The organism is Luteipulveratus mongoliensis (assembly GCF_001190945.1).
In the GTDB taxonomy this organism is placed as follows: domain Bacteria; phylum Actinomycetota; class Actinomycetes; order Actinomycetales; family Dermatophilaceae; genus Luteipulveratus; species Luteipulveratus mongoliensis.
This window is the reverse complement of record NZ_CP011112.1, coordinates 4,899,291-4,918,300: the sequence shown is the minus strand read 5'-3', so window position 1 is coordinate 4,918,300 and position 19,010 is coordinate 4,899,291. Positions and strand designations below refer to the sequence as shown.

Genomic DNA, 19,010 nt, shown 5'->3' with positions numbered 1-19,010 from the left:
GGTTGCAGTACGGACGGGTAGCGCGTGTGGGCCTATAGGGGCCATCAACAATTGCCGGGATCAGGTCGCCCGGTAGATCCGCTCGGGGCGGCCCACGCGGCCGTACTGCTGGCGGACCTCGACGCGGCCGTTCACCGTGAAGTGCTCCAGGTAGCGGCGGGCCGTCACGCGGGAGAGGCCGACGCGTTCGGCGCAGGCGGCCGCCGACAGCTCGCCGTCCTCCCGCAGCGCCTGGAGCACCAGCTCACCGGTCGCCGCGCTGAGCCCCTTGGGGAGGGTCTGCTCAGCGGCGGGCGCGGTGATCGAGCCGAAGACCTGGTCGATGTCGGCCTGCTCGGGCGCCTCCAGCCCGGCCAGCCGCCGGTGCTGCGCCAGGAACTCCTGCAGCCGCTGCGCCAGGTCCTCTTGGGTGAACGGCTTGACGAGGTAGCCGACGGCTCCGCCGATCTTGGCCGTACGCACGCTCTCCAGCTCGCGTTCGGCCGTCACCATGAGTACGCCGACGTCGTCGCCCTCGGCGCGCAGCGTGCGCAGCACCTCCAGCCCGGACATGTCGGGCAGGTGGACATCGAGCAGCACCAGGTCGGGCCGGTGCTCGCGGATCGCGTCGAGCGCCGCCGACCCCGATGAGGCGCTCGCGACGACGTCGAAACCGTCGATGCGCTCCACGAACTTGGTGTGCACGCGCGCCACCATGAAGTCGTCGTCGACGATGACGACACTCAGTGCGCTGCTCATGCGGGTTCCTCTGCCGTGGCGTCCGCCAGGTCGCGTCCCGGGCGGACCCTCAGCGTGGCAGTGAGCAGGGCGCCGTGCTCACCGTTCGCCACGGAGACGTCGCCATGGCGTCGCGAGCAGATCGCCTGGACCAGGGCGAGTCCGACACCGCGACCAGCTGGCCCTGACGGTTTGGTCGACCAGCCGCGCTCGAAGATCCGCTCCACGTCTTCTGGCGCGACGCCGGCGCCCGTGTCGGCGACCCGGATGCGAATCATGTTTTCGTCATGGGTGATTCGAGCTGACACCTCGGCACCGCGGTTGGCCCTGGACGCGTCGACGGCGTTGTCGACCAGGTTGCCGACGACCGTTCCGACGTCCGCGGAGAGTCCGGCCGCCAGCCGAGGCAGGTCGGTCTCCGGCTCCAGCGACAGCGCGATCCCGGACTCGGCCGCCGTCGTGGTCTTGGCGATGAGCAGGGCGGCCACCCGTGCGTCGTGCACCCGGTGGGTGACGCTCTGACTGATCTCGGCCCGCCGGCGACTGACGTCGTCGATGAGGGCGACGGCCTCGTCGTACTCCTCGAGCTGCAGCAGCCCCGAGATGGTGTGCAGCCGGTTGTCGAACTCGTGGGTCTGCGCCCGCAGCACGTCGGTGATGCTGGCCTGCGCGGACATCTGGCTCTGCATCGAGAGCAGGTCGCTGCGGTCCATGAATGTGGTCACGGTGCCGACCGATCGGCCGTTGTACGCCGCGCGCCGCCGGTTGAGCACGAGCGCGCGGCCCTCGACGACGATCACCGTGCTGTCGCTGTCGTCCTCGGCCACCAGGAAGTCGGCGATCCCGCGGTGGCTGACGACGTCGGCCACATCACGGCCCACTGGATCGTCGGGCAGGTGCAGCAGCTCGTGCGCGGACGAGTTGGCGAGCGTGACCTGACCGGCCGGGCTGACGCCCACGACGCCTTCGTGGATGCCCTTCAGCAGCGCTTCCTGGTGGTCGGCGAGGCCCGCGATCTCGGCCGGCTCGAGGCCGCGGGTCTGGCGTCGGATGAGGCGGCTCAGCAGGTACGCGCCAATCGCGCCGAGGGCTGCAGCGATGCCGAGGTAGAGGAGCAGATCGGGAGCAGCGTTGGCGAGCCGGTCCCACCAGGACGGGTACTCCTCGAGGACGAGCACCGCTCCGACGGTGCGCTCCGGCGCGGCGTCGTACGGGCTGTTGTAGATGACCGGAGCCTGCCCACCGACCATCTCGCGGCTCCGGAGGTCGAGATCACCTGACCACGAACGCCCTGCAGACACAGGGGATTTCAGCGTCGCGGGCGAGCGGACGTCTCGTGGGTCGGTCGACGCGACCACCCGCCCGTTCCGATCGATGACCTGGACCAGACGTACACCGGTGTCGGACGAGGTCCTGACGATCGCGGGATCGAGGACATACCGGTCCGGTGTGCCGTACAGCTGAGAACCGATGACGGCGGTACCGGCCAAGTTCTCGGCGACCGCGAGAAGGCGCGTACTGCGGCTGGCTCGGAAGTCTTGCGTCGACTGCTGCACCGTGATCGCCGCGACCAGGGCCAGCACCAGTGCGAGTACGACGAGCTGGAGCAGCAGGAACTGCCCGGCCAACGTGCGCGGCCAGCGGCGGTGCTGCGAGGACCACAAAGACCACAACCTCCTCTGCGAACACAACCGTGACGTACGCCACACGTGCGCGCCACTATCGAGCCTGCACGATCTCCCGCGCTACCCGAGAGGCAGTCCGATGACCGAACGGTCCCGTCGCCGTCGACCATTGCAGGGCCTCGCCCTGGCAGCCGTCGCCGCGATGCTGCTGACCTCCTGCGGCGTCACTCGTGGTGATGACGCAGGCTCCACACGCCTTCGCATGATGATCCCCAACAGCCCGGGTGGCGGCTACGACGTGACCGGGCGCACCGCCGTACGGGTCATGGAGGACGACGACATCACCGGCCGGTTCGAGGTGTTCAACGTCATCGGCGCGAGCGGCACCGTGGCGATGGCCCGGCTCAAGAACGAGAAGGGCAACGGCGACCTGATGATGGCGATGGGTCTCGGCGTCGTCGGTGCGACCTTCACCAACAAGTCCGACTCGCGAGCTTCGAAGGCGACCCCGCTGGCACGGTTGATCGAGGACCAGGAGGGCGTGGTCGTACCCAAGAACTCGCCCTACAAGACGATCGATCAACTGATCGCCGCCTGGAAGAAGAACCCCGCGAAGACGCGCGTCGGCGGGGGCTCGGCCCCCGGCGGGCCGGACCACCTCTTCCCGATGGAGCTGGCCAACGCCAGCGGCATCACCCCGAAGAAGGTCAACTTCATCTCGTACGACGGTGGCGGCGAGCTGTTGCCCGCACTCCTGGGATCCAAGATCGACTTCGCGACGACCGGTCTCGGTGAGTTCACCGACCAGATCGCGAGCGGTCAGATCCGCGTGCTCGCGGTGTCCGGCGCCAACCGGGCGCCCGGGGTCAAGGCGCCCACGCTCAAGGAGTCCGGGATCAACCTGACCTTTACCAACTGGCGTGGCGTGCTGGCGCCGCCCGGGATCTCCAAGGAACGCAAGCAGGAGCTCATCGCTCTGCTGCAGAAGATGCACGACACACCTGAGTGGAAAGCCGCGCTGAAGGACAACGGCTGGACGGACGCCTTCCTCACGGGTGACCAGTTCGGCTCGTTCCTGACCGCACAGGACCAGCGCGTGGAGCGCACGTTGAAGGAGCTGGGGCTGGCATGAGCACACCCACTGACATCCAAGACACGGCGCCGGAGCGCGAGCGGGATCTCTCGCAGCTGATCCTGGTTGGCATCCTTGCCGGACTCGGAATCCTGGTGGCAGTCAACGCTTCTCGGCTGCGCAACGACTTCGCCAAGCTCGACCCGGTCGGGCCCAGGGCCTTCCCGTACGCCGTCGCGATCGGCCTCCTGATCCTCTCCGTTCTCCTCGCGATCGCCGTGCTTCGTGGCTCGCTCCCGGAGTCGGAGGAGGGCGAGGACATCGACCTCACGCAGCGGCCCGACTGGTTGACCGTCGGCAAGCTGGTCGCCGTGTTCCTCTTCCTGATCGCGACCGTCAACGTGCTCGGCTGGGCGATCTCCGGCGCGTTGTTCTTCGCCGGGTGCTCACTCACTCTTGGCAGCCGAACGTGGTTGCGGGACCTCGCGATTGGCACAGTCCTCTCGGTCGGCTCGTTCTACGCGTTCTACAGCGGCCTCGGCGTCCCGCTCCCCGCGGGCATCCTGGACGGGATTCTCTGATGGGCAACCTCGGCAACCTGGCGGACGGGTTCGCGTCCGCACTGACCCCGATGAACCTGTTGTTCGCCTGCATCGGTGTGCTGCTCGGCACGGCAGTCGGCGTACTCCCCGGCATCGGACCGGCGATGACGGTGGCGCTGCTGCTGCCGATCACCTACAACGTCGACGCCTCAAGCGCGTTCATCATGTTCGCCGGCATCTACTACGGCGGTATGTACGGCGGATCGACCACCTCGATCCTGCTCAACACCCCAGGTGAGTCGTCGTCGGTCATCACCGCAATTGAGGGCAACAAGATGGCCAAGGCCGGACGAGCGGCCCAAGCCCTCGCCACGGCCGCGATCGGATCGTTCGTCGCCGGCGCGATCGGCACCGCGCTGCTCGCCCTCTTCGCCCCGTCGATCGCCACGCAGGCCGTCAAGCTCGGCTCGCCGTCCTATCTCGCGATCATGGTCCTGGCCCTGCTCGCGGTGACCGCGGTGCTCGGCAGCTCCAAGCTGCGCGGCTTCATCTCCTTGTTCCTCGGCCTCGCGATCGGTCTGGTCGGGCTGGACAGCATCACCGGCCAGGCGCGGATGACGTTCGGCATCCCGCAGCTCGCCGACGGTGTCGACATCGTGGTCGTCGCGGTCGCGATCTTCGCGATCGGCGAGGCCCTCTGGGTCGCGGCCCACCTGCGCCAACGCCCCGCTGAGATCGTGCCCGTCGGTCGACCGTGGATGGGTCGCGAGGACTGGCGCCGGTCGTGGAAGCCGTGGCTACGCGGTACGGCGTTCGGCTTCCCGTTCGGAGCCGTGCCGGCCGGTGGTGCCGAGCTGCCGACCTTCCTGTCGTACGTCACCGAGCGCAAGCTGACCAAGCACCCGGAGGAGTTCGGCAAGGGCGCCATCGAGGGCGTGGCCGGACCTGAGGCCGCCAACAACGCCTCGGCAGCTGGCACGCTCGTGCCGATGCTGTCGCTCGGTCTCCCTACCAACGCCACCGCGGCCGTGATGCTCGCGGCGATGACGGGCTACGGAATCGACCCAGGCCCAACGCTTTTCACCAAGCAGAGCGATCTGATCTGGACCTTGATCGCCAGCTTGTTCATCGGCAACCTGTTGCTGCTGGTGCTCAACCTGCCGCTCGCGCCCCTGTGGGCCAAGCTGCTGCGTACGCCACGGCCTTACCTCTACGCCGGCATCCTGTTCTTCGCCTCGCTGGGCGCGTTCGCGGTCAACCTGCAGTGGCTCGACCTCGCGCTGCTGCTGATCTTCGGCCTGCTCGGGCTGCTGATGCGGCGTTACGGACTGCCGGTCCTGCCACTGATCATCGGCGTCATCCTCGGCCCGCGCGTCGAGAAGGAGATGCGTCAGTCGTTGCAGCTCGCGAGCGGTGACTGGTCCGGTCTGTGGAGTGAGCCGGTCGCCAAGATCGTCTACGCGCTCATCATCATCGGAGCCATCGGCATGTTGGTCTGGAGCCGGTTCCGTCCGTCTACCAAGGAGATTGCAGCATGACCATCGTTGTCGGCTACGTCCCAGGCCCGCCCGGGGAGGCCGCCCTCAAGCACGGGATTGCCGAGGCGATCCGTACGAGCGCACGCGTCGTCGTCGTCAACGGCACTCGTGGTGATGCGTTTGTCGACCGTCGCTTCAGCCAGGGGGCCGACATGGATGCGCTGCGCGCGCAGCTGGACCGGGCAGGCGTGGAGTACGACGTCCGGCAGCCCATGGGACCCGACGTCGCCGAGCTGATCCTCGAGGCGGCTGAGGAGGTCGAGGCGGAGCTGATCGTGATGGGCCTGCGGCGGCGTACGCCGGTCGGCAAGCTGATCCTCGGCTCCACCGCCCAGCAGGTCCTGCTCGACGCACGCTGCCCGGTGCTGGCCGTCAAGGCCTGACCGGCCCTGAGACGGCCACTTGGTAAATTATCGCCAAGTTCTGGCAACTGATGGTCATTGTTTGACATGGGATCTCGAAATGGCGGGTCCGGCCATCTACGTTCTGCTCGTCAACACGTTGCAGAACCCAAGGGGAACCCATGTCTCGTCGCATCCTCGCCGCCACCGCTGTGGCCGGCGCGCTCGCCCTCATGCCTATCGCGGGCTCACCCGCACAGGCCGCCCCGTTCGCCACGCAGGCAGGCGGCGCGGGCCTCACCCGGACTCAGACCGTGGAGCTGCAGTCCAAGGTCGACGACCTGATCAAGCAGTACCCGGGCAGTCGTCAGGTGTCGGCCAACAAGATCGCCGCCAAGGGCTTTGACATCGTGGTCCAGGCGCCCGGGCAGAAGGCCGGCCAGGACCTCGCCAAGCCGGCCACGAAGCTCGCGCTCGGCTGCAACTCCGGCTACCTCTGCATGGAGGTTGGCGGCACCGTCTTCAACCTGTACGCCTGCCAGACCTGGTACGCCACCAACTGGTACGGCACCGGCGAGTTCGTCAACAACCAGTCGCCCGGCACGGTGGCGAGCTTCTACACCGACGGCTCCGGCGCGCTGCGCTGGACGTCCACGGCGTACGAAGCGGGTCACTTCGATGCCACGCCCATCGGCTCCGTACGACCCTGCTGACCCGGCTGCGAGGAATCACTCATGCGCACTCTGATCGGCGCCGCAATGGCGGCTGCCGGACTCGCGCTCGCCCCGATGGCGACCGCGTCCGCCGTCGAGAGCGGCCCGTCATCCCACGACACCTCGACCACCCAGGCCAAGGTGAACGACGTCCTCAAGAAGTACCCCGGCAGCCGTCAGGTCTCCTCCGACAAGGTCGCCGCCAAGGGCTTCGACGTGCTCGTACGGCCCCGCGACGCCCGCGCGGCGGACCTCGACTGTCCGTACGGGAACCTGTGCGTGACGATCAACGGCTACCAGCTCAACTTCTACCTGTGCGGCAACTACCCGCTGGACGGCTGGGTCGGTGTGGGCGACTACGTCAACAACCAGACTCCCGGGACGCGCGCGACGTTCAACGGTCAGGGCGGCGGCGCCCTCGTTGACTCGATTGCCTACTCGACCGGCTCCATCCTGTGGGACCCGATCTGGTCCATCAACCCGTGCTGACCTCTCCATCCTCGAGCGTGAAGGAAGTCTTATGCGCACTCTGATCGGCGCCGCGCTGGCGGCTGCAGGACTCACACTCGTCCCGATGTCGGCCGCGTCCGCCGCTGAGATCGGCCCATCGACCCAGGGGGCGGCGAGCAGCGCCACCGTGAGCGACGTCCTCAAGGCGTACCCCGGCAGTCGTCAGGTGGCGCCCGACAAGGTCGCTGCGGACGGCTTCAGCGTCACCGTCCAGACGTCCGGGCATCTGTCGAGCGCGGCCGTGGAGCGAATGGGCGCGGCGCCTCGATGCGACTACGGACACCTGTGTCTGTTCGTGAATGGGTTGACGTACGACTTCTACGAGTGCGAGACCACCCGCGTGCTCGGCTGGTACGGCGCGAGCTACTTCATCAACAACCAGACGCCCGGCACGGTCGCTTCGTTCTACAACGAGGACTACAGCCTCCGGTGGACGTCGACGGCGTACGAGGAAGGCACGTTCGACGCGACCCCGATCGGATCGGTCAAGCCCTGCTGACCTCGTTGAATCTGCTTGATGTGCAACGGTGTTCGGCGATCAGCCGGACGCCGTTGCTCGTCGCTAGGTGCCGAAGTGGTTCTCGCCCCACTGGAACAGCGGGGCCATCGCGGCCACCAGCTGCACGCCCTCGACGGTCGGCGCGTACTTCACCTGGACGGGCATGCTCGGCACGACGGTCCGCTCGACCAGATGGTGCCGTTCGAGATCTTTGAGTCGGGCGGCCAGCAGGCGGTCCGAGATGCCATCGACCGCTCCGCGGATCTCACCGAACCGCGTCGCACCTTGGGCGATCGCCACCAGGATCGCCGCGCTCCACCTCTTGCCGACGACATCGAGGGTCAACTGCACCGAGCGGCACGTCTCGCTCGTGCCGTGGGCGATGGTGGTGATGTCCTCAGGGCGAAACGCGGGGCCGGCGTCGACACTGGTCACTTACTTATAGTAAGTGACTTACGCATGGTTCGACAGCCGCCTCGACAGTCCGAAGACTTGAATCATGTTCATCGTGACCGCAGTCGTCAGCGTGGCGCTGGCCCTTATCCTCATCCTGTCCGCCTACGGCAAGCTCACCGGCGACCCTCGCCAGGCGGAGACCCTGGACCGGGTCGAGGTGCCCGTACGCCTGCGCCCGGTGCTCGCGGCCCTCGAGATCGCCGGTGCCATCGGCTTGGTCGCCGGGCTCTGGCTCGCTCCGCTCGGCATCGCCGCCGCGATCGGCCTGGTCCTCTACTTCGTCGGCGCGGTGGGTGCCCACCTGCGCAAGTCGGACACGGCGATCGCCCCGGCTCTGGTGGTCGGTCTGGTGGCTGCAGCCACGCTCGTGCTGCGGCTACAGACTGCCTGATCGGTCGGCGTACGACGGGCCTGGCTTCGCGCAGACGCGTGCCCGGGAGCCGGCCGACTCCTGGGCACGCGCAGTGCGTTCGGTCAGTACCAGAGATGCGCGACATCCACGACGAGGCGGCGTGAGCCGTCCGTGTTGTTGAGGACGAAGACGCGCATGGGCAGCCGAGCACGGACGCCGAGGGCGATGGTGGTCTGCCCCTCGAACGAACCGCCCCAACGGACCTGCTTGAACGTCCGGTAGGCCGAGACATTGCTCATCTCAAGGGGATTCGCCGGCAGGTAGGTCGACGCTCCCGAAGAGTTGTACGCCGGAGCCCGGACCGTCACCTTGATGTCGGCGGCGCCACGGACGGGCAGGGCAGTGCCCTGACCCTCGGAGTACACGGTGGTCACGTAGCGGACGTCGTAGCCGACGCTGCCGGTGCCGGTGCGACCGATGTCGAGGACGAGACGGTCGTAACAGAGGTTCTGTCCGGTGCGAACTCCGGTCAGAGCCTTGGTCGTGGAGCCTGAGGCGGTCTTGGCGAGCGAGCCCCACGGGGCTTCGCACACAGTGGCGCTGGCGCGCGAGGAGGCGACGATCGGCCCGATGAGGGCCAGGAGCAGCCCCATCACAAAGACGGCCACGGTGGCCGGAGTGACGAGGCGGTGCGGTGTGCGTGACTGGGACATGGCGTCCCCCCTGTTTCTGTGAAGCAGCGGCAGGCCGCACGCTTGCGCGTACGGCTCCCGTCGACTCGCGGACGGAGTGGCCACGAGTGCGATCAAGACGTCTACCGATGAATTTCGGTTGGCGCGAATCACGGGTTTTCGTGATCTACGTCACACCCAAAGAATCCGGTCGGACCGCGGTGATACTCGCACCGAGCGATGGACAGCGCACAGGCCGCCTCGACCTCGCGGTCGGGACGGCCTGTGCGCTCCCCTCCTGGCCCAGCCAGGACGCTTGTTGCTTACCTTGCGTACGAGATGGTCACCCGTCGGTTCTTGGCGCGCCCGGCCGGGTTGTCTGCGCCATCCGGAGTGGTGTTGGCCGCGACCGGCTCGGTCTCGCCTGCGCTGCTGGCCTTGAGCTGGACGCCGGGCAGCTGCGTACGCAGCTCGGCGGCGACGGCGTCCGCGCGGCGCTGGCCGAGCGTCTTGTTGGCTTCCTCCGTGCCCTTGCTGTCGGTGTGCCCGACGACGGAGACCGGCTTGCCAGTGACGTCCTTGCTGATCGTCTTGGCCGCGCTGGCGACCACGGCCTTGCCGGCCGGGCTCAGGGTCGCGCTGTTGAAGTCGAACAGGACATCGGAGTAGAGGTCGACGCTGACCTTCTTGTCGACGTTGCAGACTGTGAAGCGGCCGGCGAGCTTGCCGCCCGAGGAGGGCTGGCCGTACGACGTCTTCTTGCCCTCTGCGTCGACGTAGAACGCCCCGGTCTTGCTCGCCTGCGCCTTGGCGCCGTCGGAGCCGACGAACTGCAGGCCCTGGCCGTTGGCGCACGTGGTGCTGCCGTCCTTGAGGACGACGATCGCGCCGGTCTTGTCGATGACGGTCCCCGCACCGTCGGCATCGACCTGACTGCTCGCCCGGCTGCGCAGGTCGACCCAGGAAGCCCCGCCGTTCTTGAAGGTCAGGGTGCCGGTGCCGCTCTTGACCGTGGTCTGGTCGCCGACGGGCTGACCGACGTCGATGACGTAGCGGATGCCGTTGCTGTAGACGAAGGTGACCTTGGATCCCTGGACGACGTAGCCGCCCTTGTCGCTGAGGTGCTCCTTGCGTCCGGAGTCCTGACCGTCCGGTCCGACGGCGCCACCGCCTTCGGTGGCCGATGTGCTGCCACCCTCAGAGGGAGTGGCGCTGGGCTGGTTCGTCGTGGCTGCGCTGGGAGTGGCGCCGGTGCTCCCGCCGACGACCTCTTTCTCCTGACAGCCGGTCAGCAGCGTGGCAGCGGCGACGACTGCTGTGAGAGCACCCAGTCGGGTGGTGGTCTTCATCGGATCTCCTTGATGGCACGTCCCCGCGCGCGGGCGGGCGTCTTGCGCTTCGACGTCACGAGCCGCTGATCGGCTCCGTCCCATTTTGGGGGCGTTGAACAGCCGTCTGGCTGCCAAGGAGGTTACGAAAGTGGCCGATCGGTACGTACGGGCTCCGTCCATATTCGGCCTCATCCGGCGACCGGCGACCGCCAATCCACTGTGATCGCTCCGTTAGACCTGAGTGACCGACAATCTCAAGGAGATTCGCCGTGCTACTCAAAAATCGAGTTCGACACGCACTGTTGACCGTGGCCCTCGTCACCCCCGCCGGCCTGGTCATGTCCACTCCAGCAGAGGCCGTACCCCCCGACATCCTGCCCATCACGGTGGCCAACTCGACAGGTCGCGGTGAGGCCGTGCATCTGTACGTCCTCGGCACCGACCTGGCGAGCGGAAAGCTCGGATACGTAGACCAGGCAGGGGCATTCACGCCCTGGCCAGCCGGCCAGAACCCACCTTCGCCGGCTCCGGACGTCTCGATCGACGGCCCGGGCAACGGCGGCGGCACAGAGATCAAGGTGCCCCGAGGCTTCTCCGGGCGGGTCTACTTCTCCTTCGGGGACAAGCTGGACTTCCGCCTCACGCCGGACGGTCTCGTCCAGCCCGCTCCGTGGGCCGATGGCGACCCGAACAAGAACATCCTGTTCGACTGGAGCGAGTTCACGTACAACGACTCGGGTCTGTGGTTGAACAGCTCGCAGGTCGACATGTTCGCTGTCCCGCACAGCGTGTCCGCCACCGGCAGCGACGGCTCGACGGACACCACCGGCGCACCGGTCTCGGGCGGTCGCCAGGCAGTCATCGACTCGCTGAAGGCCGACCCGGCGTGGGCGAACACCGTCGACACCCGCTCGGACGGGACGGTGCTGCGGGTCCTGGCGCCTGGCAAGGCGGCGGGCTCCGGCCGGCTCGACACGGCGTACCTCGACTCCTACATCAGCTCGGCCTGGCAGGCGTATGAGTCCAAGGACCTGACGGTCGTGCCGTTCGCGGACCAGCCCGACAAGAAGTTCATCGGGCACACCTCCGGCAACGTCATGACGTTCAAGGACGGGTCCGGGGCGGAGGTCGCGTCGTTCAACAAGCCGAGCAGTGCGAGCGTCTGGGGCTGCGACGGCGACCTCCCGTCGCCGAACGACCAGGTGGTCGGGCCGATCTCGCGCACGCTCTGCGCCGCGCTGAACCGCGGGACGCTTGGCAAGATCGACACCCAGCCGAGCACGAATGCGGCTGACTTCTATACGAATTCGCCGACCAATCAGTACGCCAAGACGATCCACGCGAACATGGCTGATGGCAAGGCGTACGCCTTCGCGTACGACGACGTCGGCAACTTCGAGTCTCTCGTCCACAAGGGAGACCCACAGTCGGCGTCGATCACGTTGAGCCCGTTCTAGGAGGGCGTCCGGTGATGCGAGCAGCCCTCGCCTAGACACACCGACGCAACGACCTCGGCCCCGGACGAATTCGTCCGGGGCCGAGGTCTTTCGTCGTACGGACTAGTGCTCGGTGGCCTTCTCGGCACCTGCACCGGTCAGCGAGCGGACCTCCATCTCGGCGAACTTGTCCGGGTCCGAGCGCTCCTTGCTCGTGACCGTTCCGAGCCAGCCCAGGAAGAACCCGAGCGGGATCGAGATGATGCCCGGGTTGTCCAGCGGGAACCAGTGGAAGTCGATCCCCGTGTCGGTGATCATCGATAGGCTCTTGCCGTCAGGCCCGGCCGCCTTACCCGACACGACGGGGCTGAAGACGATCAGCACCAGCGCGGAAGTAAGTCCGCCGTAGATCGACCACAGCGCACCGCGGGTGTTGAACCGCTTCCAGAACAGCGAGTAGAGGATCGTCGGCAGGTTGGCGCTCGCCGCGATGGCGAACGCGAGAGCCACCAGGAACGCGACGTTCTGACCGTTGGCGAAGATGCCACCGATGATCGCGACGACGCCGATGACGACCGCTGTGATGCGAGCGACTCGGACCTCGCCGTCGGGCGAGACCGTGCCCTTCTTGATGACGTTGGCGTACACGTCGTGGGCGAAGGACGCGCTCGCGGTGATCGTCAGCCCCGCCACAACGGCGAGGATCGTGGCGAACGCCACCGCGGCTATCAGCCCCAGCAGGATCTCGCCGCCGAGCTCGAAGGCGAGCAAGGGTGCGGCCGAGTTGGCCTTGCCTGGCGCTGCTGCGATCTTCTCCGGGCCGACGAGGGCGGCGGCGCCGTAGCCGAGGATCAGCGTGAACAGGTAGAACAGGCCGATCAGGTAGATCGCCCAAACCACTGACTTACGAGCCTCTTTCGAGCTCGGCACGGTGTAGAAGCGCATCAGCACGTGGGGGAGTCCGGCGGTGCCGAGCACCAGAGCAAGACCGAGCGAGACGAAGTCCAGCTGGGTGGTGCCGTTCTTGCCGTACTGCAGACCGGGGCCGAGGATCTTCTCGCCCTTGGGCGAGTTGTCGACCGCATGCTGCAGCACCTCGGAGACGTTCATGCCGTACTTGGCCAGAACCCAGACCGTCATCACAGCGGCGCCGATGATGAGCAGCACGGCCTTGATGATCTGCACCCAGGTCGTACCCTTCATGCCGCCGACGAGCACGTAGAAGATCATGATCGCGCCGACGATCGCGATCACCACACCTTGGCCACCCTTGCCGTCGATGCCGAGCAGCAACGACACCAAGCCACCAGCTCCCGCCATCTGAGCCAGCAGGTAGAAGAAGGTGACAGCGAGGGTCGAGACGGCCGCAGCCGTACGGACCGGTCCTTGCTTGAGGCGGAACGACAAGACGTCCGCCATCGTGAATCGCCCTGTGTTGCGGAGCAATTCGGCGACAAGCAGCAGGGCGACCAGCCACGCGACGAGGAAGCCGATCGAGTAGAGGAAGCCGTCGTACCCGTTCAGCGCAATCGCACCAGCGATACCGAGGAACGAGGCGGCCGACAGGTAGTCGCCGGAGATCGCGATGCCGTTCTGGCGGCCGGTGAAGGCACGTCCACCGGCGTAGTAGTCAGCCGCAGTCTTGTTGTTGCGGGAGGCTCGGATGACGATCGCGAGCGTGATGGCGACGAAGATCGCGAAGATCGTGATGTTGACGGTGGAGTTGCCGACTGTCGTCTTCATCGGCATGAGGGCGTTCATGCGTCACTCCCCTTCACGCGGGCGGCCAGGGCCTCGGCCGCCGGGTCGAAGACGCGGTTGGCCCAACGCACGTAGAGCAACGTGATGGCGAAAGTGCTGACGAACTGGAGCAATCCGAACACCAGACCCGTCGTGATGTTGCCGAACAGCTTGTGCGACATGAAGTCGTGGGCGTACGCCCCGAGCAGCACGTAGACGAAGTACCACGCGAGGAACAGCGCCGTCATCGGGAAGACGAACCGGCGGAACCGCCGCTTGAGCTCCTCGAACTCCGCTGACTCGTGCACCTCCCTGTAGGTCTCGGCGGCCTCATCGGGGCTGGGTTCAACGCTCGCTGGCGTCATGGTTGGCTCCCTTCCTGCAGCGGGCAGACCGCCGCCTTCGCAGCGCGAGTTCCGCCGCACGGAGGTGTGATTCGAGTCACTATCGCGTACGGGGGAGGGCGGCGTGGGGTTGATGGTTCAAGTAGTGCGGATCGCGTCCTAGGGTGTGCCCGTGAGTGGACCGGACGTCGTGAGCACCCTGCGCGCCCTCGAGCAGCTGCCAGGGGTGGCCGAGGCGGTGGCGACGGCGCGGGATGCGTGCACCGAGCTGCGCTGGCACCAGGCCCTCAGGCGTCGAATTCCCGAGGCTGCGGCCGAGTCTCGCGTACGAGGTGCCCGCGCCAGTGCGGCGCTGGACGGTGCCGAGATCCCCGTCGATGCGGTCCGTGACCTGATGCGCGGCGCGGTCGCGTGGCCGACCGACGACGACGCCGTCATGCAGACCCTGCGATCGGCCGTGCAGGCCACTGCCGAGAGCGAGCACGTACGTCCTCAGGTCGGTACGTCGCCCGCTCAGGCTCTCGCTCGACTGCACGTCGCCGCTGGCTCCCCACTGCTGCCTGCGGACCAGGTCGGTCGCCCGCGGGTCGCCGGCGAGGATTCCCGAGAGCTCGTCGAGCTGGGCGCAGCGCCCGAATCGACCGAGGTTGCCGAGCGGCTGCGCGGCCTGGCGGACCTGACCGGAGCGATGAGCGCAGCGCCGGCACTCGTGGTCGCTGCTGTCGTGCACGGAGAGATTGCCGTGATGCGGCCGTTCGTGCGCGGAAACGCAGTCGTAGCAAGAGCTTTCGAGCGCGCGGTGCTCATCGAGAGCGGCCTGGAGCCGACCGGCGTCGTCGTGCCCGAAGTCGGGCACGGCAAGGAAGGGGTGGCGGGCTACGCAGGGGCGCTGACGGCGTACGCCTCCGGCTCGCCCGAAGGTGTCGCGCTCTGGTTGACGCACTGCGCCCAGGCCGTGCAGCACGGAGCGGCCGAAGGAATGGCCATCGCCGACGCCGTGCTCGCCGGCCGTCTCAGCTGACCCCGGGCCGACGGGCATTGTGGCCCTCCGGGCGCACGGATACAAGTCTTGTTGTCAGCGCCCGACGGGCGTAGACACAGAGGCACAAAGTCTCCGTGCGAGGGCGACAGCGACGGCCAGGCACACCGTGCCACCGACCGCCAGCCGCAGGACCGCAGAGTCATTCGACACGCGAGAGCGCGACGACCACCGTGATTGATTCGGGCACCCACGCGAAGACAGTCCACAAATGGACCGCTCGTCCCGGGGCTCGTCCCTGGGCGACAAACCAAGGATGCACGCTTGGTCACCTGACTGAAGTCACGGCAGATGGCACCCCACCTCGGTGGGGTGCCATCACCCATTCGAGGCCCGACACGCCGGACCTGGCCGGCGATATCGCCGCAGCTGTATGGCGGTCGGCCCGCCCTTCGGCGTGCACAGTGTGAATGCCGGGTTACGTGAACTCGTTGCGCCGAACGCTGTTGGCCACCAAGATGGTTGGTGCGCGCTCCCCGCATGGGTTTGAGCGCCGGGGCTCCTGCCCCTCCCCCCCGGGGCGAGGCGCTCCGACGGCCCCCGCTGTCCCCCCAGCGGGGGCCGTCACCTTTCTTGCTCCGTCTCCGGACCTGAGCTCATTGCTTCGTCTCCTCCTCCAGCCGGGTTCGCAGGCTCACCCGGCTGGCATCGTCGACTCCGCGTCGTGGGTGGCTGGCTCTGGTGGGCGCGGTTGCCAGCTGACGAGGGCCGTTTGGCCTGATATCCGGTCAGGTGGCCCTGGCGATGGGTACGCGAGAGGCCGGCTGGTCCCACCCTGTTGGTCCCCTCATCCACACCTCCAGGGCGGAGCCGGCCGGCCTCCACAACGACTGACGTGACGCTGGCGCGAGGGGTTCCGCACCCGCTGCGATCAGTTCATGACCACTTCGAGCAGAGCATTCTCACTGGCCGTCGTCGGCGGTTCCGGTGGCTGCGGAGCCTCCGTCCTGACCGGCGCCATCGCCACCCGAGCCGCCAAGGCCGGCCACCGCGCCGTCGCGATCGACCTCGATCCGAGCGGCGGCGGCCTCGACGTCGTGCTCGGCATCGAGCGCGAGCCGGGCCCCCGCTGGCGGGACCTCCACGGCCTGCGCGGAGAGGTGGACGGAGCAGCCCTCCTGGACCAGCTGCCGGAGACGTCTGACGGCGCGGCAGTGATGTCGTTCGACCGGTCTTGGTTCGACGCGGCGTCCACGCTGATCGAGCCGGTGATGGCCGCGCTCCGCGCTACGGCCGACGTCATGATCATCGACGCGCCGCATCACCTGCCCAGCCCGATCGAGGCGGACGCGACAGTGCTGGTGGCGCACGGGACGCTCACCGGCTTGGCGGCGGCTCAGGTCACCGCCGACCGTCTCGTCGCGCTCGAGCAGGACCCGTGGTTGCTGACTCGAGACGTCGAGGAGACCCTCACTCGCCAGGTTGCGGAGGCACTCCAGCTGCCGCTGATCGGCGAGCTGCGCCGCGAGTCGTCCGTCGAGGCGGACCTGGCGCGCGGCCTGCCGCCCGGACGCAGCAACAAGTCTGGGCTGGCTCGGATCGCCGACCAGGTGCTGCGTGACCTGATGATCGAAGAGCGGCTGGCGTCATGACGGTCGGCGGCACGATCTGGCGTCACATCCGCGAGGGCGAGGCGCCGACGGCGAGCAACGTCGCCGCCCTCGCTCAGCACGATGCGGCGGTGCTCGGCAGCGACCGCGCTCGCGAGCTGCGGCACCGTCTCTCGGCCGACCTGCTCGGAGCCGGGCCGTTGGAGGACCTGCTTCGTGACGGCGGCGCGACCGATGTGCTGGTCAACGGCACCGAGGGGGTGTGGGCCGACCGCGGTGGCGGCCTCGAACGCACGGACATCGGCATGGGCGACGCCGAGACGGTTCGACGCCTCGCCGTCCGCCTCGCCGGGCTGGCCGGGCGCCGACTTGATGAGACCAGCCCCTACGTCGATGGTCTGCTTCCTGGCGGTGTCCGGCTGCACGCCGTGCTGCCGCCGCTGGTCGAAGGTGCCGCGCACATCTCCCTGCGCATCCCGCAGCGCAACCGTCCTGACCTGCACACTCTTCAGCAGCTCGGCGCGGTCGACGAGATCGGCAAGCGCCTGCTGCAACGGCTGGTCGCGGTGCGCGAAGCGTTCGTGATCAGCGGAGGCACGGGCTCCGGCAAGACCACGTTGCTGGGCGCGCTGCTGCGCGAGGTCAGTCCGGATGAGCGCATCCTGCTGGTCGAGGACGTCCGCGAGCTGCAGGTCGAGCACCCGCACGTCGTCCGCCTCGAAGGCCGGTCACCCAACGTTGAGGGCCGCGGCGAGGTGTCCCTGACAACTCTCGTACGTCAGTCGCTGCGCATGCGACCTGACCGGCTTGTCGTAGGTGAGGTTCGCGGTGCTGAGGTGCGCGAGCTGCTGAGTGCGCTCAACACCGGCCACGAGGGTGGCTGCGGCACGGTCCACGCCAATGCGAGTGCGGATGTCGTCGCCCGGTTCGAGGCGCTCGGCGCCCTCGCCGGGCTGAGCCCGGAGGCGGTCCGGACGCAGCTCGCCAGCGCGATCAGCGTGGTGATCCACCTGCGCCGCACGCCGACGGCGCGGCAGGTCGCCGAGATCGGAGTTCTGCAACGTGACGGCGGGCGGCTGCGCATCGAGGCGGGCTTGACCCGTGGGGATGACGGTCTGCGCCCGGGACCGGCCTGGCCTGCTTTGCGCACACGCCTCGGACTGGACAGCGATCCATGGTGACGTTGATCCTGGCCGCGGCCGCGCTCGGAGCGGCCGTTCTGGTCTGGCCACCGTCTTTGCGCGCTCGTGCGCTGGGCCTGGGCACCGAGCCCGCCGGGCCGGCGAGCGACCACCGCCCGCGCCGCCGACGACGTACGACGCGGGCCGCACGTGAGCGCGCCCAGGCCGTGCTTCAGCTGCTCGAAGGCATCGTTCCGGCAGTCCAGGTCGGTGTGCCGCCGGCGCAGGCGGTCGCGGTGGCGGTCGAGTCGGCGCAGATTCGCGAGCCTGGCCTCCGGGCGGATCTCGAGGCGTTGGCACGTGCCGGACGCGATGGCCATGAGCTCGGCCCGGCCTGGACGGAGCTGGCCGATCGTCACGAGCTCACCGCGCTCGCAGAGGTCGGCCGCGCCTGGACGCTGTCCGACCGGCTCGGTACGCCCCTGGCCGAGGCGCTCACCAGCGCCACCAGCTCGCTGCGCGCCCGCCTTGAGCACGAGCGGCGGGTGCGGGTCCTGACGGCCGGGCCGCGCGCGACCATGCAGCTGCTCACTCTGCTGCCGCTGGGCGGGGCCGGGCTCGCACCTCTCATCGGGGTCAGCCCCGCGCAGGTCTACACCGGTCCTGTCGTGCTGCTGGCCGGCGTCCCGGGCGTGATCCTGCTCCTCCTCGGTCGCGCCATGGTCGCCCGGATGGTCCGCCGCGCGACGGCGGAGCGGAGCATCGCATGAGCAGCCTGCTGATCGGCGCTCTGGTCCTGGCCGCGTGGTGCGCCTGGCCGCGCCGAGGTGTCCTCACCCTCGCGCCGGCGACCTCGGCGGTCGTGTCCGCAGCCTCGCCGTCCAGCTCCGCCCAGTCATCAGGCGAAGGACCGCTCGCCGTCGCCGAGTCCATGGATCTGCTCGCGCTCGCCCTCAGCAGCGGCGCGCCGGTGATGACCGCGGTGGACGCGGTCGCCGACCGGTCCGGGCCGATGGTCACGAGTCATCTGCGTCATGTCGGCGCGGCACTCCGGTGGGGCGTCGACCCGACAGCGGCGTGGCAGGGGCTGCCGACCATCTGGCAGCCGGCCGCGCAGGCAATGTCCCTGGCGAGCATCGCCGGAGTGCCGCCCGCGCAGCTGCTCAAGCAGGCGGCGTACGACGTCCGTGACAGCGAGCGTCGGCGGCTGGAGGAGTCGGCTGCGCGGCTGTCGGTGCGCATCGTGATCCCGCTGGGGCTGTGCTTCCTGCCCGCGTTCGGGCTGCTGACCGTGGTGCCCGTGGTCGCCGCGCTCGCAGCCGACCTCATGGCCGGCGTGCCGTGAGACCCACACGTGCCGCAGGCCCACGCCTGCGGTGACAGACGCCGTCCGCGTTGGACGGCACCGGCACC

At 68.3% G+C, this 19,010-nt stretch carries 21 protein-coding genes; 14 read left to right on the top strand and 7 right to left on the bottom strand.

All coding sequences use genetic code 11. The features are described from left to right. Positions 1-60: 60 nt before the first annotated feature. Both VV02_RS23460 and VV02_RS23455 read right to left on the bottom strand, forming a co-directional pair. Entirely contained in the window at positions 61-738 is a 678-nt protein-coding gene (locus VV02_RS23460) for a response regulator (protein WP_052595588.1), read from the bottom strand. Beyond that, complete coding sequence (locus tag VV02_RS23455; protein WP_052595587.1) at positions 735-2,381, bottom strand: sensor histidine kinase; 1,647 nt, start codon at positions 2,379-2,381, stop codon at positions 735-737. Before VV02_RS23455 ends, VV02_RS23460 begins: the two co-directional genes overlap by 4 nt. 100 nt (positions 2,382-2,481) lie before the next feature. On the opposite strand from VV02_RS23455, the gene VV02_RS23450 reads away from it, so the two are divergent. From VV02_RS23450 to VV02_RS23420, 7 genes are all read left to right on the top strand, one after another. Then, complete coding sequence (locus tag VV02_RS23450) at positions 2,482-3,474, top strand: Bug family tripartite tricarboxylate transporter substrate binding protein (protein WP_052595585.1); 993 nt, start codon at positions 2,482-2,484, stop codon at positions 3,472-3,474. Further along, positions 3,471-3,995 carry a tripartite tricarboxylate transporter TctB family protein gene (locus VV02_RS23445; protein WP_052595583.1) on the top strand — a complete coding sequence of 175 codons (525 nt, stop codon included), beginning with the start codon at positions 3,471-3,473 and terminating at the stop codon, positions 3,993-3,995. The genes VV02_RS23450 and VV02_RS23445 overlap by 4 nt, the downstream gene beginning before the upstream one ends. Continuing rightward, positions 3,995-5,494 (top strand): tripartite tricarboxylate transporter permease, encoded by a 1,500-nt coding sequence (locus VV02_RS23440; RefSeq protein ID WP_052595581.1) that lies wholly within the window; start codon positions 3,995-3,997, stop codon positions 5,492-5,494. Before VV02_RS23445 ends, VV02_RS23440 begins: the two co-directional genes overlap by 1 nt. Then, a complete protein-coding gene (locus VV02_RS23435; RefSeq protein ID WP_052595578.1) occupies positions 5,491-5,877 on the top strand; it encodes a universal stress protein in 387 nt (128 codons plus the stop codon). Before VV02_RS23440 ends, VV02_RS23435 begins: the two co-directional genes overlap by 4 nt. 140 nt (positions 5,878-6,017) lie before the next feature. Then, entirely contained in the window at positions 6,018-6,548 is a 531-nt protein-coding gene (locus tag VV02_RS23430; RefSeq protein ID WP_052595576.1) for a hypothetical protein, read from the top strand. A 21-nt stretch (positions 6,549-6,569) separates the two neighbouring features. Beyond that, positions 6,570-7,037 carry a hypothetical protein gene (locus VV02_RS23425; RefSeq protein WP_052595575.1) on the top strand — a complete coding sequence of 156 codons (468 nt, stop codon included), beginning with the start codon at positions 6,570-6,572 and terminating at the stop codon, positions 7,035-7,037. A gap of 31 nt (positions 7,038-7,068) precedes the next feature. After that, entirely contained in the window at positions 7,069-7,557 is a 489-nt protein-coding gene (locus tag VV02_RS23420; protein WP_052595573.1) for a hypothetical protein, read from the top strand. Between the two features lie 63 nt (positions 7,558-7,620). On the opposite strand, the gene VV02_RS23415 is transcribed toward VV02_RS23420, so the two are convergent. Continuing rightward, positions 7,621-7,992, bottom strand: coding sequence for a winged helix-turn-helix transcriptional regulator (locus tag VV02_RS23415; protein ID WP_083450386.1), 372 nt, complete (start codon positions 7,990-7,992; stop codon positions 7,621-7,623). 64 nt (positions 7,993-8,056) lie between these two features. Here VV02_RS23415 and VV02_RS23410 point away from each other — a divergent pair, with 64 nt between their 5' ends. Continuing rightward, a complete protein-coding gene (locus tag VV02_RS23410) occupies positions 8,057-8,404 on the top strand; it encodes a DoxX family protein (protein ID WP_052595572.1) in 348 nt (115 codons plus the stop codon). A gap of 83 nt (positions 8,405-8,487) precedes the next feature. Here VV02_RS23410 and VV02_RS23405 read toward each other — a convergent pair whose 3' ends face one another. Beyond that, complete coding sequence (locus VV02_RS23405; RefSeq protein ID WP_052597480.1) at positions 8,488-9,018, bottom strand: AMIN-like domain-containing (lipo)protein; 531 nt, start codon at positions 9,016-9,018, stop codon at positions 8,488-8,490. Positions 9,019-9,359: 341 nt separating this feature from the next. After that, a complete protein-coding gene (locus VV02_RS23400; RefSeq protein WP_052595570.1) occupies positions 9,360-10,385 on the bottom strand; it encodes an OmpA family protein in 1,026 nt (341 codons plus the stop codon). 290 nt (positions 10,386-10,675) lie between these two features. On the opposite strand from VV02_RS23400, the gene VV02_RS23395 reads away from it, so the two are divergent. Next, complete coding sequence (locus VV02_RS23395; protein ID WP_245633178.1) at positions 10,676-11,824, top strand: beta-1,3-glucanase family protein; 1,149 nt, start codon at positions 10,676-10,678, stop codon at positions 11,822-11,824. 102 nt (positions 11,825-11,926) lie between these two features. On the opposite strand, the gene VV02_RS23390 is transcribed toward VV02_RS23395, so the two are convergent. Then, positions 11,927-13,564: a solute symporter family protein gene (locus VV02_RS23390; RefSeq protein WP_052595567.1), complete on the bottom strand. Its 1,638-nt coding sequence runs from the start codon at positions 13,562-13,564 to the stop codon at positions 11,927-11,929. After that, positions 13,561-13,908 (bottom strand): DUF485 domain-containing protein, encoded by a 348-nt coding sequence (locus VV02_RS23385; RefSeq protein ID WP_052595565.1) that lies wholly within the window; start codon positions 13,906-13,908, stop codon positions 13,561-13,563. The genes VV02_RS23390 and VV02_RS23385 overlap by 4 nt, the downstream gene beginning before the upstream one ends. Positions 13,909-14,059: 151 nt before the next feature. On the opposite strand from VV02_RS23385, the gene VV02_RS23380 reads away from it, so the two are divergent. The 5 genes from VV02_RS23380 (at position 14,060) to VV02_RS23360 (ending at position 18,942) form a co-directional block, all read left to right on the top strand. Beyond that, positions 14,060-14,908, top strand: coding sequence for a Fic family protein (locus VV02_RS23380; protein ID WP_052597478.1), 849 nt, complete (start codon positions 14,060-14,062; stop codon positions 14,906-14,908). Between the two features lie 896 nt (positions 14,909-15,804). Beyond that, positions 15,805-16,518, top strand: a complete 714-nt coding sequence (locus tag VV02_RS23375; protein WP_052595564.1) for a nucleotide-binding protein — start codon at positions 15,805-15,807, stop codon at positions 16,516-16,518. Beyond that, entirely contained in the window at positions 16,515-17,657 is a 1,143-nt protein-coding gene (locus VV02_RS23370; RefSeq protein ID WP_052595562.1) for a TadA family conjugal transfer-associated ATPase, read from the top strand. The genes VV02_RS23375 and VV02_RS23370 overlap by 4 nt, the downstream gene beginning before the upstream one ends. Continuing rightward, positions 17,651-18,367 (top strand): type II secretion system F family protein, encoded by a 717-nt coding sequence (locus VV02_RS23365; RefSeq protein ID WP_052595560.1) that lies wholly within the window; start codon positions 17,651-17,653, stop codon positions 18,365-18,367. Before VV02_RS23370 ends, VV02_RS23365 begins: the two co-directional genes overlap by 7 nt. Continuing rightward, positions 18,364-18,942: a type II secretion system F family protein gene (locus VV02_RS23360; protein WP_052595558.1), complete on the top strand. Its 579-nt coding sequence runs from the start codon at positions 18,364-18,366 to the stop codon at positions 18,940-18,942. Before VV02_RS23365 ends, VV02_RS23360 begins: the two co-directional genes overlap by 4 nt. Positions 18,943-19,010 lie beyond the last annotated feature (68 nt).